This window comes from Escherichia sp. KTE159, from assembly GCF_000408805.1.
Lineage (GTDB): Bacteria > Pseudomonadota > Gammaproteobacteria > Enterobacterales > Enterobacteriaceae > Escherichia > Escherichia marmotae.
Window position 1 is genome coordinate 1,819,694 of the sequence record NZ_KE137292.1, and the last position, 16,666, is coordinate 1,836,359.

Below are 16,666 nucleotides of genomic sequence, written 5' to 3' on the forward strand. Positions count from 1 at the left end.
AGCCATTTCAATCGGTTAATTAAGCAACAAAATTGATATTTAATGAACATCTGGTGCTGAATATGCGTCCCTTTCATTAGCATTTCGCAGTCTTTGCAGTGGTTCCTGCTGATAAAATTGGCAGAAACGTTGCCACAGCGAGGGGAAGCGAGGCGCAAAAAGCTCCGGAGCACTAAAAAAGTATTCGGAAAGCACGGCAAAACATTCGGCAGGATCACTGGCAGCATAAGCATCGATGCTGGAGGCATTCTCCCCCACTAACTCAATTTCTTCCTGAATGTTATCCATCGCAGCGTGAAGATCGTGTTCCCAGCCCGCGACTTCGCGTAAAGAAATAAAGGGGACGCCACTGGCGCGATCGCCATTTCGGGTGTCCAGTTTATGTGCAACTTCATGGATAATCAGATTAAATCCCGAGGCATCGAAAGAATCCTGTATATCGAGCCAATTCAGCACGATGGGACCTTGCTGCCAGCTTTGACCTGACTGAACAATACGTTGATTATGAACCAGCCCTATATCGTCTTCCCATTCATCGTCTACCACAAATGGTGCCGGGTAAATTAACACTTCATGAAATCCATCCAGCCATTCCAGTCCCAGTTCCATAACAGGTAAGCAAAACAGCAAGGCAATGCGACCACTTTTCAATGCATCAAGTTCAACGCCTTGTAAAGGAACCAGCCGTTTTTGTTGCAAAAAACGTTCAGCCAGAGTGACTAATTTGTTTTGCTCTTGCTCAGTCAAACATGTCAAAAGAGGTATCGCCAAAGCTTCCTTCCACGGAATTGCATCATCATGGGCGGTTTCTTGTACTTTCCAGGGCCACTTAATCATCGTTTTGCTCGCAAACTCGTCACTTGAACAAAATTGCACGGACAGAGACTGTTAAAATGCCAAATTTCCTGGCATCATGGCAACAATCTGAACGGAGAGATGCCGGAGCGGCTGAACGGACCGGTCTCGAAAACCGGAGTAGGGGCAACTCTACCGGGGGTTCAAATCCCCCTCTCTCCGCCAATCATTCAAACAGCTAGTCCGCCCCATGTCAGTGACACAAATCCCATTGAGAAAATTCGAAAAATTCATCCGCGAAAAATAACGCCTGTAAGTAACCTGCACTACTTTAGCAATCACATTTTTCTCGCTGTTTTTGAATTTCTAATACGCGCCTGAACCCACAATTCTGTTTCGTTTCCGCACATTACAGTGATGCCCCTACCCGTCCCCCATAGTCATTTTCTGACATAAAAACATTTGCAGATGCTCTCTGTCGCGGTAGTCTCATAAGGTTCGTTTATAGTTCGACGGCAATGTGAGTTACCTTTTCCATACTAATTATAAAAAGACAGTACAAACAGGAACATTATGGACTCCACGCTCATCTCCACGCGTCCCGATGAAGGCACGCTTTCGTTAAGTCGCGCCCGACGAGCTGCGTTAGGCAGTTTCGCCGGTGCCGTCGTCGACTGGTACGATTTTTTACTCTATGGCATTACCGCCGCACTGGTGTTTAATCGCGAGTTTTTCCCGCAAATAAGCCCGGCAATGGGAACGCTCGCCGCATTTGCTACTTTTGGGGTCGGTTTCCTTTTCCGTCCGCTCGGAGGTGTCATTTTCGGCCATTTTGGCGACCGTCTGGGACGTAAACGCATGTTAATGCTGACCGTCTGGATGATGGGCATCGCAACAGCTTTGATTGGTATTCTCCCTTCGTTTTCGACTATTGGCTGGTGGGCACCGATTTTACTGGTGACGCTGCGTGCCATTCAGGGTTTTGCCGTCGGCGGAGAGTGGGGAGGCGCTGCATTGCTGTCTGTTGAAAGCGCGCCGAAAAATAAAAAAGCCTTTTACAGCAGCGGCGTACAAGTTGGTTACGGTGTAGGGTTACTACTTTCAACCGGACTGGTTTCACTGATCAGCATGATGACTACTGATGAGCAGTTTTTGAGCTGGGGCTGGCGCATCCCTTTCCTGTTTAGCATCATACTGGTGCTGGGCGCATTGTGGGTGCGTAATGGCATGGAGGAGTCCGCTGAATTTGAACAACAGCAACATAATCAAGTGACCGCGCAAAAGCGTATCCCGGTTATCGAAGCCCTGTTACGACATCCCGGCGCTTTCCTGAAGATTATTGCACTACGCCTGTGCGAGTTGCTGACAATGTATATCGTTACCGCCTTTGCACTTAACTATTCAACCCAGAATATGGGGTTACCGCGCGAATTGTTCCTTAATATTGGTTTGCTGGTGGGTGGGTTAAGCTGTCTGACAATTCCCTGTTTTGCCTGGCTTGCCGACCGTTTTGGCCGCCGTAGGGTGTATATCACTGGCGCGTTAATTGGAGCGTTAAGCGCGTTTCCTTTCTTTATGGCGCTTGAGGCACAGTCCATTTTCTGGATTGTTTTCTTCTCCATTATGCTGGCGAACATTGCGCATGACATGGTGGTTTGTGTGCAACAACCGATGTTCACCGAGATGTTTGGTGCCAGTTATCGCTACAGCGGCGCGGGGGTCGGATACCAGGTTGCCAGTGTGGTAGGGGGTGGATTTACACCTTTTATTGCTGCAGCTCTCATTACTTATTTTGCTGGAGACTGGCATAGCGTCGCCATTTATTTGCTGGCAGGATGCCTGATTTCCGCAATAACTGCTTTGTTGATGAAAGACAATCAACGCGCCTGAGGGTATGGCGAAGATCATTCGATCTTCGCCTTCCACTTTTGTTTCACATTCCTGTGACATACTATCGGAAACGCGGTAATTGTATGGAACAGGAGACACACATGAATAATAAGGGCTCCGGTCTGACCCCAGCTCAGGCACTGGATAAACTCGACGCGCTGTATGAGCAATCTGTAGTCGCTTTACGCAATGCCATTGGCAAATATATTAAAAGTGGCGAATTGCCTGATGAAAACGCCCGCAAACAAGGTCTTTTTGTCTATCCATCACTGACCGTGACCTGGGACGGCAGCACAACCAATCCCCCCAAAACACGCGCTTTCGGTCGCTTTACTCACGCTGGCAGCTATACCACCACCATCACACGCCCTGCTCTCTTTCGTTCGTATCTCAATGAACAACTTACTTTGTTGTATCAGGATTATGGCGCGCATATCTCCGTGCAACCGTCACAGCATGAAATCCCCTACCCCTATGTCATTGATGGCTCCGAGTTAACGCTTGATCGCTCAATGAGCGCCGGGCTAACGCGTTATTTCCCGACAACAGAGCTGGCACAAATTGGCGATGAAACTGCAGACGGCATTTATCATCCGGCGGAATTTTCTCCGTTATCGCATTTTGATGCACGCCGGGTAGATTTTTCCCTCGCGCGGTTACGCCATTATACCGGCACACCTGTCGAACATTTTCAGCCGTTCGTCTTGTTTACCAACTACACACGTTATGTGGATGAATTCGTTCGTTGGGGATGCAGCCAGATCCTTGATCCTGAAAGCCCTTATATTGCACTTTCTTGCGCTGGCGGGAACTGGATCACTGCCGAAACAGAAGCACCTGAAGAAGCAATTTCCGACCTCGCATGGAAAAAACACCAGATGCCCGCCTGGCATTTAATCACTATTGATGGTCAGGGCATCACTCTGGTGAATATTGGCGTGGGGCCGTCAAATGCAAAAACCATCTGTGATCATCTGGCGGTGCTACGCCCGGATGTCTGGTTAATGATTGGTCACTGCGGTGGATTACGTGAAAGCCAGTCTATTGGTGATTATGTACTTGCGCATGCTTATTTACGCGATGACCACGTTCTCGATGCGGTTCTGCCGCCCGATATTCCTATTCCCAGCATTGCTGAAGTGCAACGTGCGCTTTATGACGCGACCAAGCTGGTCAGCGGTAGACCGGGTGAGGAAGTTAAACAGCGGTTACGTACTGGCACTGTGGTAACCACAGATGACAGAAACTGGGAGCTGCGCTACTCGGCTTCTGCACTGCGTTTTAACTTAAGCCGGGCCGTGGCGATTGATATGGAAAGTGCAACCATTGCAGCACAAGGATATCGTTTCCGCGTGCCATACGGGACGCTACTGTGTGTTTCAGATAAGCCGTTGCATGGTGAGATTAAACTTCCCGGCCAGGCTAACCGTTTTTACGAAGGCGCTATTTCCGAGCACCTGCAAATTGGCATTCGGGCGATAGATTTGCTGCGCGCGGAAGGCGATCGACTGCATTCGCGTAAACTGCGAACCTTTAATGAGCCGCCGTTCCGGTAATGAGTTCAGATCCTTTGCGTCAGGAAAAAATGTGAAGGATTTGATAAGTAGCAAGGCAAAAAGCCCGCTATCAAAGCGGGCTTTTCAGAATTTGGCTCCTCTGACTGGACTCGAACCAGTGACATACGGATTAACAGTCCGCCGTTCTACCGACTGAACTACAGAGGAATCGTGAGAACGGGGCGAATATTAACTATGCCCATCCACAATGTCAAAGCCTGTTTTTTAATTTTGAAAGCGTTTGCTGAAATATTCTGCGTTTTGCCGTTTATTCCGACACAACTGGCTTTTTTTCACACTTTTTATGTTCAGCGCGAGGATATTTCCATAGCCAACGCCCAGTCACCATCCGCCAGTAAAACAGCACGGCACGCACGGCCCAGTCGGCAAACATCCCCATCCAGACGCCAACCACGCCCCAGTCAAGCATAATTCCCAGCGCATAACCCACAACCACGCGGCATCCCCACATGCTCAGCATAGAAACCCACATGGCGTAGCGTGCATCACGAGCACCTTTAAAACCAGCAGGTAACACCCATGAGGCGGACCAAATAGGCATAAACAAAGCGTTTAGCCAAATCAGAATCACAACGACATGTTTAACTTGTGGATCCTGGGTATAAAACGACGCCATAACTCCGGCAAAAGGGGCAGTCAACCAGGCTATTGCCGTTAGTCCAATAGTGGACAGCCAGAAAACATGCCGCAACTGAATTTCTGCTTGCGCTATCTGCCCTACCCCCAGTCTTCGACCGGTGATTATTGTGGAGGCTGAACCGAGTGCACTTCCTGGTAAATTGATAAGAGCCGCGATCGAAAAAGCGATAAAGTTCCCGGCAATAACGCTGGTTCCCATCCCGGCGACAAACATTTGTGTTAATAACCGGCCACTGGTAAATAATACAGATTCAACGCTCGCAGGAATACCGATCCCCATTACTTCCCAGATAATGCTGAAATTCAAAGGTTTAAAATAGCTCTTTAACGAGATCCGTAGCGCAGGGTTAAAACCAATCGCCAGTACCCACAAAATTGCAATTGCGCCAATATAACGGGAAATAGTTAATCCCAGCCCAGCCCCGACAAAACCCAATCCCTGCCAGGAAAAAAGACCGTAAATTAATATACCGCTAATAATAATATTAAGAATATTCAGGCTGCCGTTTATAAGCAGCGGTATTTTCGTATTCCCTGCACCGCGAAGTGCCCCACTGCCAATCAAGGTGATAGCAGCCGCAGGATAACTGATTACCGTTAGCTCCAGATAAGTCAGCGCCAGTGCTTTCACTTCCGTCGAGGCATCACCTGCAACAAATTCGATAATGTGCTCGCCAAAATGATGAATAAGAACAGCCAACAGCACGGCAAACAACGTCATGATTACCAATGATTGCCGTGTCGCTACTCTGGCTCGCCGTCGATCACGTTTACCGAGACTAAATGCCACAACGACAGTAGTACCAAGATCGATAGCGGCAAAAAAGGCCATAATGACCATATTGAAGCTATCAGCCAACCCTACGCCCGCCATCGCATCTTTTCCCAGCCAACTGACCAGAAAAGTGCTCAGGACGCCCATCAACAGGACACAGGCATTCTCCATAAAGATAGGAACAGCAAGCGGAGTTATCTCACGCCAGAACAACACTTTGTAACTCTTGCGTTTTGCGTGCCAGCGAGTGTGGCGTAAAGCAGAGGAGATATTCAAAGCCGACCCTAATTGCAGAAAGTGAAACCACATTTCAAATAATGAGGGAGAATCAGCAAAGCTGCAAAGATTTTCGCTGTCAAATTGTCTGCAAATGCAACAAACTGTTGATAGAAACGGCAAACAGTTAGGTTTTTTAAAAATCGGGTTTGACAAAATATTTTTCGCCGTTAAGATGTGCCCCAACAGCGATTCCTCTGTAGTTCAGTCGGTAGAACGGCGGACTGTTAATCCGTATGTCACTGGTTCGAGTCCAGTCAGAGGAGCCAAATTTCTGAAAAGCCCGCTTTGATAGCGGGCTTTTTGTTATATCTGATAATCAATTACCTCTTCACTATTTTCCATCACCTGCCGCTTAATATCCTCAACCGACAATCCAGCGTTACACAGTTCCAGAAAGTGCCAGACGTAGTTACGCTGCAGTTGCCCTCGTTTCAGCCCCAACCAGACAGTATTGGCATCGAAAAGATGGCGAGTATCCAGACGAATTAAATTCTCTTCCTCTTGTTCACCGCTGGATTGTTCGGCTACTAATCCGATTCCCAGCCCAAGAGCGACGTAGGTTTTGATGACATCAGAATCCTGGGCGCTCAATACAATATCTGCCAGCAAACCTTTGCGGGTAAATGCATCATCAATACGCGAGCGGCCTGTAATCCCCTGCCGGTAAGTGATCAACGGCCACTTCGCTATTGATTCCAGCGTTAATGGCGTAATTTTTGTTAAAGGATGATTAACAGGAACAAGCAAACTATGATGCCAACGAAACCAGGGGAAGGCGACGAGTTGGAGGTCATTGCTCAAACGCTCACTGGCTATGCCAATATCAGCGCCGCCATTTTGTAGCAATGTGGCAATTTCCTGTGGCGTTCCCTGGATAAGCTCGAGTCGCACTTCCGGGAAAAGTTCGCGAAAGACTTTAATGACATCCGGCAAGCTGTAGCGAGCCTGAGTATGCGTCGTTGCGATAGTGAGTACGCCAGACGTATCGTTGGTAAACAGCTCGGCAAGCCGACGAACATTACTGGCTTCATTCAGAATACGTTCTGCAATAACCAGTAACGCTTTGCCCGGTTCAGTCATGCCAAGAAGCCGTTTGCCCCGACGAATGAATATTTCTATACCAAGTTCATCCTCCAGCTCTCGAATATGACGGCTGACACCAGACTGTGAGGTAAAGAGCATATTCGCGACCTCTGTCAGATTGTAATCCTGACGGGCAGCCTCGCGGATTATCTTTAGCTGTTGGAAATTCACGGTAAACTCCGGGCATATCAGACATCCACTATTGTTAGAGTCTAATGCCCGGCATAACAAATAATAAAAACCTGCATCTTATTCCATTCGGATATAACGTTTAGCTCACCAATTGCCATTGTCTTTTTTCCATGGCTGGATTACTAATCACTGACAACAGAAGCTCTTTCACTGCCTGCGCCTGTGGCGATAAATTCGATCTGGCGGGTAAATTTAATGACAATGAGAGACTCATTGAAGGTGTGGTAATACGTGACATCCAACCGTTAACAGCGTCACATAACGAACGCGCGGCCGATTCCGGCAATACTGCAACGCCCATACCGCTGGCAATCGCGGCGGTAAGTGTGGCGATAGACTCAATTTCACCGATAACTTTAGCTGTGAGTCGCCGTAGGGAAAAAGCCTCATCGACACGAAGTCTTACTGCACTGTAATCGCCGGGAAGGAAGAGGTTCATTTGCGCTATAGCATTAACATCAACGCTTTGCCCAGGACAATCCTGAGTACCGACAAGAAACAGATCTTCTTTTAACAAGGCCTGGCTGGATACGCCTGACACAGGGGAATGCTCGTAAATCACCGCCATATCAAGCTGACGATTAATAAGTTTATCGTTAAGAACAGCACCACTATTTTCATGTAGATAGATAACCACCTCTGGAAATTCGGCGCGAACCGCCTGTAATAAGGGCATGGTGATAGATGACGCGGCGATCCCAGGCGCAAAGCCAATCGAAACTTGACCCGATAATGTCTGTCCTACGTTATGTACCGCCAGTTGGGCCTGTTCACACTGACGTAAAATTGCCCGCGCATGGGTGTAGAGAATTTTTCCGGCGTCTGTCGGTGTAACGCCTCGTTTTGTGCGAATCAAAAGTTGTTGATTCAGCTCTCCTTCCAGCGTAGCAACCTGCTGACTGAGCGCAGGCTGTGCTATATGCAATACTTCAGCAGCCTGGGTCAGGCTACCAATGTCTACAATTTTTACGAAGTATTTCAGGCGTCTAAAGTTCATGGTGCCTCCGGTTTTTTAAAAGTCAGCCCAAGTGCCGACATTACTACAACCAGATTGCAAGATACTTGCCAGTTTCATTTTTCCGCTGGTACTAAAGCTAATAGCCTGTCAAATAAGAGATTATGATTGTTTTGCCCTTGCTCTTTTTTACAGAGCAAATGTCCCATGCCCCATGAAAGGGTGATATGCACCACGATGGAACATGATTAAAAAGATTGAAAGTTCATCGCTTTGTTGAAATTGGCAGCAAACGAACAAAAAAATGCATTTCCCCCTTTGACATCCCCAGGCCTCGCCATTAATATTCGCCCCGTTCTCACGATTCCTCTGTAGTTCAGTCGGTAGAACGGCGGACTGTTAATCCGTATGTCACTGGTTCGAGTCCAGTCAGAGGAGCCAAATTTCTGAAAAGCCCGCTTTTAACGCGGGCTTTTTGCTATTCACTCGGCAGTTATTTTAAAACCTCTGCCTTGCGCCAGGATTAATTTGCACAGGCATTCCCGAGCGACGTTGCAACGCAGCATTTGCACGGTTTACATCAACTTCTTGCCCGTTGATAAACGCCCGCAAAGAAGGCGTTACCGGCAATGGCACTTTTCTGTCAGACTCATATTCTGCTCGATTGCGCGACAGCGGTTCATGAACTTCCAGCCACTTTGAACCATCCGGTTCAGTTGTGTATTTCACAGGCTGATCAATAATTTGCACCCGCGTGCCTACCGGAACATTATCAAACAGATACTTGATATCGTCATTACGCAGACGAATACAGCCCTGACTCACCCGTAGGCCAATACCAAAATTGGCATTAGTACCGTGGATGGCATATAACCTGCCGATATAAATAGCGTACAACCCCATAGGATTATCGGGTCCGGCAGGGACAAACGCGGGCAGACTCTCCCCTCGTTTCGCATATTCGCGGCGAGTGTTGGGAGTTGGCGTCCAGGTTGGCGCTTCTTGTTTTCGTTCAACGGCAGTCACCCAGTTACGCGGGGTTTCACGCCCGGCCTGACCGATCCCGATAGGAAAAACTTCTACAGTATTACTGTCTGGCGGATAGTAATAAAGACGCATCTCAGCAACGTTAACGACTATCCCTTTACGTATAGTGTCGGGTAAAATCAGTTGCTGCGGAATGGTGAGTTGCGAGCCAGACTTCGGCAAGAAAACGTCAACGCCTGGATTCGCTTCCAACATATTACTCAGCCCTTGCCCGTACTGCGCAGCAAAAGTTTCAAGCGGCTGGATATTGCGATCGGGAACCGTAACCGTAAGAGACTGCCCCACTAAACGGCTACCCTCTGGAGGTAGTGGATAAGTTACCGCCAGACTATGATGGCTGGCAAAAAGCAGAACAAATGAACAAAGAATATTTACACGACGCATCATATCCCTTTCCTAAGTCGCGAAAGTTATCCAATAAGTATAGCTTTTGTCAGGCTTTCCGTTTTTAGCTGTTCAATCCAGAAGTTGTATTTCCGGGTAGAACAATATTACTGGCAGCAAGTTCGCCCATGCTGCTGTATATCGCACAAGCTGCTTCAACGATGGGCATCGCCAGTGCCGCGCCACTCCCCTCACCTAAGCGCATTTCCATATTGAGATAAGGCTCCATTCCCAAATGCGCCAGCGCAATACGCGCCCCTTTTTCTGCCGATAAGTGAGAAGGAATAAGATAAGGTTTAATAGCGGGTGACATCTGGCAGGCCGCAAGCGCGGCGGCATAAGATAGAAATCCATCCAGCAATACAGGTAAACCACAGGAGGCGGCACCTAACATCACGCCAGCCATTCCGACCAAATCAAACCCACCGACTTTTGCCAGTACATCAACACCATCCCGTGGATTCGGTTGATTCAACGTAATTGCCCGACGGACAACATTCACTTTATTAGCCAGTTTATCTGTTGGCAGGTTTGCACCAATACCCACCACAACTTCAGGATCATGTCCCGTCATAGCGCTAACTATCGCCGCTGCCGGAGTCGTGTTTGCCATCCCCAGTTCGCCCACACCAAACAGCGTTACGCCATTTTTCGCCAGTTCACGCGTATAACGGATGGTTTCCAGAAGCAACTCTTCAGCCTGGCAGCGGCTCATTGCCGGGCCTGAGGCGATGTTGCCACTACCTCGGGCGACACGCATGTTGATAAGTCCGGGGATTGGCTCTGCAGTATCTATCCCCACATCAATCACATGAACTTTAGCACCCGCTTGTGCTGCCAGCACACACACGCCTGTTGTTCCGCGTGTCATATTTTCAGCCTGAATGGCTGTCACCGCTTTCGGGGAAATAGCGACCCCCTCATCCCAGACGCCGTGATCGGCACACATGACCAGTACTGCTTTTTTGCCCACATGAGGTGTGCCATTCAGCCCCGGCATTCCCGCCAGTTGTATGGCAAGCGACTCCAGTCTTCCCAGACTACCGACGGGTTTTAGTAACCCGTCAATATACCGTTGTACGCGCGACATAGCGGCAGAATCGATAGCAGGGATTGTATTCAGTAAATCGACGAGTGTTTGCATGTCACTTCTCCTGGGTTATCTGTCTTACAGCAGCGCCAGCAGGAAAACCAGTTCACCAAGTTCAATGGCCGCTCCCAGCGTATCGCCGGTCTGCCCACCCAGAGTACGTTTGAGAAGCTGACCGAGGATGAAAATCACCACCATCGTCACCACCATAGCAGCAACACCGTGCATACCTGGCAATAATACGGCTGCAAAAATAACGGCTAAACCGAGGGTGACACAGGTTTGTCGTCCATCGATTTTACCAATAAACACATTGCCAAGCCCTTCTTCCCTGGCATAACGATGACGATACATTAATAACGCAGCGGCTCCGCGGCTGACCGCACACGCTGCTGCCAGAGATGCAAGGATCGGCTCACCACGTAATGCCAGCTCGCTTAACACCAGAATCTTTGCCAGCACAACAAAAATCAGTGCCAGACCGCCGTGGGTTCCTAAACGACTATCACGCATGATTTCCAACATGCGATCGCGGCTACGAGCAGAAAATACGCCATCACAGGTATCTGCAAGCCCATCCAGGTGGAATCCTCCGGTCATCAGCGCCAGAACCAGCACACTAAACAATGCCGCCAGCGGCACACCACACCATGCCTGCAACACCATGAAGACCAGTCCGCTAATAGCACCAAGTAATAAACCAATTAAAGGAAAAGTAATAATACCGCGAGAATAATGCTCAAAATCCAGCCCCTGGGACCAACGATGCGGTACAGGCAGACGCGTAATAAAAGAGAGCATCGCCCAAAATAATTTACTCATTTGATTTTTACTCCAATACCCGAAACCACCAGCCATACTTCATCTGCCGCAGCGGCCAGTTGCTGATTCACTCGCCCGGCAATATCACGAAAATGTCGCGCCAGGCGATTCTCCGGCACAATCCCCATTCCCACTTCATTGGTGACTACTACGACTTTTGCAGGGCAACATAGACAGGCGGCAATCAACGACTGAATCTCGTCATTAATCGCCAGCTCCAGCGCCATATAGTCCCATTCGTCAGGGTCTTTATCGCCGCCATATTCAAACAACAGATTAGTCACCATTGTCGTAATGCATTCCAGCAACACGGCGTGTTGCGGATTAATGTCCGCATTAATTAACTCATCAAGCTGTTGCCAGCGTTCCACTGTACGCCAGTGCACTGGGCGGCCTTGTCGATGATGCTCAATTCGTGCCGCCATCTCATCGTCAAGGATTTGCGAAGTGGCGATATACAGAACCTGTGGAGAATTCCCAATAAGCGCCTCAGCGTGCCGGCTTTTCCCGCTCCGTGCTCCACCCGTCACTAAAATCATCATACGGACTCCTGATTCAATTGTATGATGGTATTCATTGACCAGAACAATGGATACACCACCGTGCTGACCGTAATAACATTCCCTCGATTAATACTGCGCGTAATAAAAATAAAAATCCAGTATTCTCAATTCATTACGAATGAGGACGGCATTGTGAGATAGTCTGATTTCCCTGTGAAAACGCCCGACAAAATGCGTCATTAGCAACAGATTCTCTCCATCGACACGTCTCATTCAGATAATTGATTAATGCTACTGCTCCACCGGTCGGACCGGCCAACAAACGGGCATTGTGCTCTGCAATTAAGATTACCGTCGCACCATCAGGATGAGAAAAGCTTTCTGGTATGGATGCCCCGTTTTCAGCAATCAATAACAGCACTGAATAATCGCTATATGCATCTGACAACGATTGTACTGGCCCTCCGTTAAAAGGCAGAAAACCTTGCTGCCAGTCCTCACCAACAAAACAGGTCATTGGCAACATTTCAGCCAGATGTTTAGCCAATTCAATATCACCAGTGGAGAGGCAAAAAAGTGCTATCGATTCGGGTTTCATCGTTTTCATACCCTCCGTCCTCCGCTTGGTTTCCTGCAATGACGGTCAGGTTGATATACCATAAAAAAAGATTGCTGCGCCTTGAGTGCAGCCCTGATGCCTGTCGGCACTACGATGAATAAACTAAATGATGCCGCCATCCCCTGATCCTTTCAGGGTGGTAGGGGTATAAAGACGCGTCAGTGCTCAAGCAGACGCTTCCGGGCAACCCACTTCCCACCGAAGTTGTTGGTATTGACTGGCAGGCTGGTCTTCTGGCTTAGCGTCATCCTCCCCCACCCTTCCCAATCTCGCGATCAGTGGTATTTTCGGGGTTGTCAGCATTACAGCAGCGGGGGCTGCGAGGGATTTACACCCACTTCCCAGGCACAAATGTGCCAAACCTGTCAGCGTATGTTATGAGCTGATTTCACTTTTCCCATAACACGTAAATAACGTTAATTATTACTGTCGGAATCTATTTAGTCATCCCTCATTTTTTACATTCAATTTATGCTGTTTCCGCTGCTGTATTTTCGCTAATTTGCTGACGATATACCTGCGGTGTTACCTGATACGTCTGACGAAAAACTTTGCAAAAATAACTGGTTTGCGAAAAGCCTAAATTACGCGCAATGCTGGCGATGCTCCAGTCACTATGGCACAGCAACTCGCGGGCGCTGGCCATCCGTTGTTGGTTTACCCACGCATTAAAACCAATCCCATGATATTTCTTGAACAATTTACTGAAGTAATAAGGGCTGAGATAAACATGGGAGGCAACATCTTCCAGGCGCAAATCGTCTGATAAATGCGCATCAATATAGCGTAATGCTTTTTTCATTTTGTTATCGTGGGGATTAGGCGTGCGAGTCTGACGTAGCGGATCCGAATAAGGTTTATTCTCTTTAATAACAACAAAATTGAGTTGTTTTTTGAGGCAGTTTTCCACAATTAACTTCAACAGATCAGCAGAAGCCATAACTCGCGAGTAATCCATCTCCGGGACTTTGCGAAATTCATTAAGTAACTCGGGATCTGCCTGCCAACAATCATCGACATTCAGAATATCGACTAAATCGACATCATCATTACGCAGGCGGACTTGTCCACACAATACAAAGCCGACTAAATGCCCGGCAATCACCAGAGGGATAGAAAAATCGGTTAATCCTGCATGGCAACGATAAATACAAGGTTGATCGGATTTAGAGGCTTCCAGCCCCCCACAACGATCGCTCATGCGGCAGCGTGTGCTAAGCTGAGGATGTCGCCGCATCATCTGACAAAATGAGGTGAAGTTAAACAGCTCGGAAATTTCATCACCGTGGATATTAACCACGACAACCGCAAGGCTGGTCGCCTGCGCAAAATCCTGCGCGATTTTATTAATGAGTTCTGAATTAAGTGTCGCCGCAGAAATCATGATAAAACCTCCCAGTTAATTTATTGTTATAGTAAAACAATTGTTTTACATTTAATCTTCACATCATCCCTAATGATTTACTGACGAGAAGCACAAAGGACAATAACAAAAGCCTCCGTGAGGCGGGAGACTTTTTAATAAGTTCTGAAAGCAGATCACAAACAGTAAAAAAATAAACGTTTATAACCGCTATGTTATTTCACTATTCGATGATGTCTTTAGGTATAACACTATTGACAGGTAGGTTTTTTGCAATGAGAAAGCGATAAATTGCTGCGCCAACACATGCCCCAATGATTGGAGCAATAATGGGGACGATGAAATAAGGAATATTACGCCCACCAGTCATCGCTATTTCCCCCCAACCAGCAAGCCAGGTGAAAATTTTTGGCCCGAAATCACGCGCTGGATTCATGGCAAAACCGGTTAATGGTCCAGTAGATGCACCAATAACAGCAACCAGAATGCCAATAAGTAAAGGAGCAAGAGGTCCTTTTGGTATGCCATTGCCGTCATCGGTTAACGCCATAATCAACCCCATCAACATGGACGTAATGACCACTTCAACCAACGCCGCCTGCCATACATTTAACGCGGCAGCCGGATAAGTGCTAAAGATACTGGCGAGTTGCAAACTTTCAGCGCTACCACGAACTATATTGTGAGTGGACTCAAAATCGGTAAACAAGCTGTTGTATAAAAAATACGCCAGAACGGCTCCACCAAAGGCCCCCGCCAATTGTGCCACACAATATGGCAACACTTTACGGGCAGGAAAAGCAGCAAACAACCACAGAGCAATGGTAACCGCCGGGTTCAGATGGGCGCCAGAAATGCCTGCCGTAAGGTAAACAGCAAGTGAAATACCTAACCCCCAAATGATACAAATTTCCCACAGACCCAGACTTGCCCCGGCAAGTTTTAGGGCGCATAAACAACCAATGCCAAAAAAGAGGAACAGTCCGGTGCCCAAAAACTCGGCAACGCATTGCGCCTTGAGTGAATCATTCATAGTGACACCTTCTTTACGGAGTTTGTTTCTTTATCAGTTAATCGTGCACTGATTGTCGTGTATATCGAGCGCAACTATAAAAATTGCGCCGGGGAAAATATTGCCAACATGCATGACCGGCACGCTGAAAAATCGTGTTGATATAGCAAATTATTGTCATTCAAAAAGTATTCAACTTAGATACAATCGCTATTGAGCTCGCCAACTCTGCCAGATTTCCACAATAAAAAATTGCCATCCTTATATAATAAAACTTAAACAAATATCACAATTCACTTCCGCAAAGCCCAACCCGACAAAGCATTAGTGCAAATTAAATCTACCGACCAATGCAATTAATTCACATTAAAAAAAACCAGAAAACGACCAGTAAATTAATAATATATAGATAATTAAGGCAATTTTATAATATTTACCCTCTATTAATTTTGCTCATCGGATGATTAAGTCAGCCATTCTTTTTTCTCGCTTTTTTTTATAGTCATATCGTCAAAAAATCCAGGCGAGGTCTTTATGCAACAAGAAGCGTTAGGAATGGTTGAAACCAAAGGCTTAACTGCCGCCATAGAGGCCGCAGATGCCATGGTTAAATCGGCAAATGTATTGCTGGTTGGCTACGAAAAAATAGGTTCCGGGCTGGTGACCGTCATCGTTCGTGGTGATGTCGGGGCGGTAAAAGCGGCAACAGACGCAGGTGCCGCCGCCGCACGTAACGTCGGTGAAGTGAAAGCCGTACACGTAATTCCCCGCCCACATACTGATGTCGAAAAAATCTTACCAAAGGGAATTAACCCATGAGCAGCAATGAACTGGTCGAACAGATCATGGCGCAGGTCATCGCTCGCGTAGCGACGCCAGAGCATGAGGTTCTCCCGAAAACCACTCATCAAACACGAGAGACGGCTATGGCAGAAAAAAGCTGCACGTTAACGGAATTTGTTGGCACCGCTATTGGCGACACTGTAGGTCTGGTCATTGCGAATGTTGATAGCGCCCTATTGGACGCGATGAAACTCGAAAAACGCTATCGCTCCATTGGCATTCTGGGCGCGCGTATTGGTGCGGGGCCACACATTATGGCCGCGGATGAAGCAGTAAAAGCCACGAACACTGAAGTTATTAGCATTGAACTTCCTCGCGATACCAAAGGTGGTGCCGGACACGGCTCATTAATCCTCTTAGGTGGCAACGATGTTTCCGACGTGAAACGCGGTATTGAAGTTGCACTGAAAGAACTCGACCGAACCTTTGGCGACGTCTACGCCAATGAAGCCGGACATCTTGAACTGCAATATACCGCTCGCGCCAGCTATGCACTGGAAAAAGCGTTTGGCGCACCACTGGGCCGCGCTTGTGGCGTCATTGTCGGCGCTCCGGCTGCTGTTGGTGTTCTGATGGCCGATACTGCGCTGAAATCCGCCAATGTGGATGTCGTGGCATACAGCTCCCCAGCTCATGGCACCAGCTTCAGTAATGAAGTCATTCTGATTATCTCGGGTGACTCCGGCGCTGTCCGACAGGCGGTCATCTCCGCTCGCGAAATCGGTAAAACCGTGCTTTCGACTCTCGGTGATACACCGAAAAACGATCGCCCTTCCTACATCTGAATTCCATGAGGCA

At 47.9% G+C, this 16,666-nt stretch carries 15 protein-coding genes, 4 tRNA genes and 1 riboswitch; of the genes, 7 read left to right on the top strand and 12 right to left on the bottom strand.

The window, feature by feature from the left end:
* Positions 1-39: 39 nt before the first annotated feature.
* Positions 40-837, bottom strand: a complete 798-nt coding sequence (mtfA, locus tag A31E_RS12835; RefSeq protein ID WP_016248854.1) for a DgsA anti-repressor MtfA — start codon at positions 835-837, stop codon at positions 40-42.
* 93 nt (positions 838-930) lie between these two features.
* On the opposite strand from mtfA, the gene A31E_RS12830 reads away from it, so the two are divergent.
* The 3 genes from A31E_RS12830 (at position 931) to amn (ending at position 4,241) form a co-directional block, all read left to right on the top strand.
* Positions 931-1,020, top strand: a tRNA-Ser gene (locus A31E_RS12830).
* Positions 1,021-1,368: 348 nt separating this feature from the next.
* Positions 1,369-2,685, top strand: a complete 1,317-nt coding sequence (shiA, locus tag A31E_RS12825; protein WP_000378543.1) for a shikimate transporter — start codon at positions 1,369-1,371, stop codon at positions 2,683-2,685.
* A 101-nt stretch (positions 2,686-2,786) separates the two neighbouring features.
* Positions 2,787-4,241: an AMP nucleosidase gene (gene amn / locus A31E_RS12820; protein ID WP_001060212.1), complete on the top strand. Its 1,455-nt coding sequence runs from the start codon at positions 2,787-2,789 to the stop codon at positions 4,239-4,241.
* A gap of 92 nt (positions 4,242-4,333) precedes the next feature.
* Here amn and A31E_RS12815 read toward each other — a convergent pair.
* Together A31E_RS12815 and yeeO are read right to left on the bottom strand one after the other, a co-directional pair.
* Positions 4,334-4,409 (bottom strand) — tRNA-Asn (locus A31E_RS12815).
* A gap of 100 nt (positions 4,410-4,509) precedes the next feature.
* Positions 4,510-5,985, bottom strand: a complete 1,476-nt coding sequence (gene yeeO, locus A31E_RS12810; protein ID WP_077627720.1) for a toxic metabolite efflux MATE transporter YeeO — start codon at positions 5,983-5,985, stop codon at positions 4,510-4,512.
* A gap of 160 nt (positions 5,986-6,145) precedes the next feature.
* Here yeeO and A31E_RS12805 point away from each other — a divergent pair.
* Positions 6,146-6,221, top strand: a tRNA-Asn gene (locus tag A31E_RS12805).
* Positions 6,222-6,258: 37 nt separating this feature from the next.
* Here the strand turns inward: A31E_RS12805 and cbl are convergent.
* Together cbl and nac are read right to left on the bottom strand one after the other, a co-directional pair.
* Entirely contained in the window at positions 6,259-7,209 is a 951-nt protein-coding gene (gene cbl / locus A31E_RS12800; RefSeq protein ID WP_001010989.1) for an HTH-type transcriptional regulator Cbl, read from the bottom strand.
* 100 nt (positions 7,210-7,309) lie between these two features.
* A complete protein-coding gene (gene nac / locus A31E_RS12795; RefSeq protein ID WP_001011486.1) occupies positions 7,310-8,227 on the bottom strand; it encodes a nitrogen assimilation transcriptional regulator NAC in 918 nt (305 codons plus the stop codon).
* Between the two features lie 323 nt (positions 8,228-8,550).
* Between nac and A31E_RS12790 the strand changes: the two genes are divergently transcribed.
* A tRNA-Asn gene (locus A31E_RS12790) sits at positions 8,551-8,626 on the top strand.
* 57 nt (positions 8,627-8,683) lie between these two features.
* Here the strand turns inward: A31E_RS12790 and ldtA are convergent.
* From ldtA to pduF, 7 genes are all read right to left on the bottom strand, one after another.
* Positions 8,684-9,619, bottom strand: coding sequence for a L,D-transpeptidase (gene ldtA, locus A31E_RS12785; protein WP_000986354.1), 936 nt, complete (start codon positions 9,617-9,619; stop codon positions 8,684-8,686).
* 61 nt (positions 9,620-9,680) lie between these two features.
* Positions 9,681-10,760, bottom strand: a complete 1,080-nt coding sequence (cobT, locus tag A31E_RS12780) for a nicotinate-nucleotide--dimethylbenzimidazole phosphoribosyltransferase (protein ID WP_016248855.1) — start codon at positions 10,758-10,760, stop codon at positions 9,681-9,683.
* A 24-nt stretch (positions 10,761-10,784) separates the two neighbouring features.
* The gene (gene cobS, locus A31E_RS12775; protein WP_001516588.1) at positions 10,785-11,528 is read right to left on the bottom strand and encodes an adenosylcobinamide-GDP ribazoletransferase; all 744 of its coding nucleotides are present in this window, start codon (positions 11,526-11,528) and stop codon (positions 10,785-10,787) included.
* Positions 11,525-12,070 carry a bifunctional adenosylcobinamide kinase/adenosylcobinamide-phosphate guanylyltransferase gene (cobU, locus tag A31E_RS12770; protein ID WP_000973182.1) on the bottom strand — a complete coding sequence of 182 codons (546 nt, stop codon included), beginning with the start codon at positions 12,068-12,070 and terminating at the stop codon, positions 11,525-11,527. Before cobU ends, cobS begins: the two co-directional genes overlap by 4 nt.
* Positions 12,071-12,203: 133 nt before the next feature.
* Positions 12,204-12,638 carry a hypothetical protein gene (locus A31E_RS12765; RefSeq protein ID WP_001516590.1) on the bottom strand — a complete coding sequence of 145 codons (435 nt, stop codon included), beginning with the start codon at positions 12,636-12,638 and terminating at the stop codon, positions 12,204-12,206.
* A 217-nt stretch (positions 12,639-12,855) separates the two neighbouring features.
* Positions 12,856-13,031: riboswitch (cobalamin riboswitch) on the bottom strand.
* 88 nt (positions 13,032-13,119) lie between these two features.
* On the bottom strand, positions 13,120-14,034 hold the full coding sequence (pocR, locus tag A31E_RS12760) for a transcriptional regulator PocR (protein ID WP_000622053.1): 915 nt from the start codon (positions 14,032-14,034) through the stop codon (positions 13,120-13,122).
* 202 nt (positions 14,035-14,236) lie between these two features.
* A complete protein-coding gene (gene pduF, locus A31E_RS12755; RefSeq protein WP_016248856.1) occupies positions 14,237-15,046 on the bottom strand; it encodes a propanediol diffusion facilitator PduF in 810 nt (269 codons plus the stop codon).
* Positions 15,047-15,559: 513 nt separating this feature from the next.
* On the opposite strand from pduF, the gene pduA reads away from it, so the two are divergent.
* Positions 15,560-15,844: a propanediol utilization microcompartment protein PduA gene (gene pduA, locus A31E_RS12750; protein WP_001183614.1), complete on the top strand. Its 285-nt coding sequence runs from the start codon at positions 15,560-15,562 to the stop codon at positions 15,842-15,844.
* Positions 15,841-16,653, top strand: coding sequence for a propanediol utilization microcompartment protein PduB (gene pduB, locus A31E_RS12745; protein WP_000097486.1), 813 nt, complete (start codon positions 15,841-15,843; stop codon positions 16,651-16,653). Before pduA ends, pduB begins: the two co-directional genes overlap by 4 nt.
* The last annotated feature ends 13 nt before the right edge of the window (positions 16,654-16,666 follow it).

What these genes read in the sequence shown, in the direction of transcription:
- mtfA (WP_016248854.1), bottom strand. Translation starts at nt 837, where the DNA reads ATGATTAAGTGGCCCTGGAAAGTACAAGAAACCGCCCATGATGATGCA.
- shiA (WP_000378543.1), top strand. Translation starts at nt 1,369, where the DNA reads ATGGACTCCACGCTCATCTCCACGCGTCCCGATGAAGGCACGCTTTCG.
- amn (WP_001060212.1), top strand. Translation starts at nt 2,787, where the DNA reads ATGAATAATAAGGGCTCCGGTCTGACCCCAGCTCAGGCACTGGATAAA.
- yeeO (WP_077627720.1), bottom strand. Translation starts at nt 5,985, where the DNA reads ATGTGGTTTCACTTTCTGCAATTAGGGTCGGCTTTGAATATCTCCTCT.
- nac (WP_001011486.1), bottom strand. Translation starts at nt 8,227, where the DNA reads ATGAACTTTAGACGCCTGAAATACTTCGTAAAAATTGTAGACATTGGT.
- ldtA (WP_000986354.1), bottom strand. Translation starts at nt 9,619, where the DNA reads ATGATGCGTCGTGTAAATATTCTTTGTTCATTTGTTCTGCTTTTTGCC.
- cobT (WP_016248855.1), bottom strand. Translation starts at nt 10,760, where the DNA reads ATGCAAACACTCGTCGATTTACTGAATACAATCCCTGCTATCGATTCT.
- cobS (WP_001516588.1), bottom strand. Translation starts at nt 11,528, where the DNA reads ATGAGTAAATTATTTTGGGCGATGCTCTCTTTTATTACGCGTCTGCCT.
- cobU (WP_000973182.1), bottom strand. Translation starts at nt 12,070, where the DNA reads ATGATGATTTTAGTGACGGGTGGAGCACGGAGCGGGAAAAGCCGGCAC.
- A31E_RS12765 (WP_001516590.1), bottom strand. Translation starts at nt 12,638, where the DNA reads ATGAAAACGATGAAACCCGAATCGATAGCACTTTTTTGCCTCTCCACT.
- pocR (WP_000622053.1), bottom strand. Translation starts at nt 14,034, where the DNA reads ATGATTTCTGCGGCGACACTTAATTCAGAACTCATTAATAAAATCGCG.
- pduF (WP_016248856.1), bottom strand. Translation starts at nt 15,046, where the DNA reads ATGAATGATTCACTCAAGGCGCAATGCGTTGCCGAGTTTTTGGGCACC.
- pduA (WP_001183614.1), top strand. Translation starts at nt 15,560, where the DNA reads ATGCAACAAGAAGCGTTAGGAATGGTTGAAACCAAAGGCTTAACTGCC.
- pduB (WP_000097486.1), top strand. Translation starts at nt 15,841, where the DNA reads ATGAGCAGCAATGAACTGGTCGAACAGATCATGGCGCAGGTCATCGCT.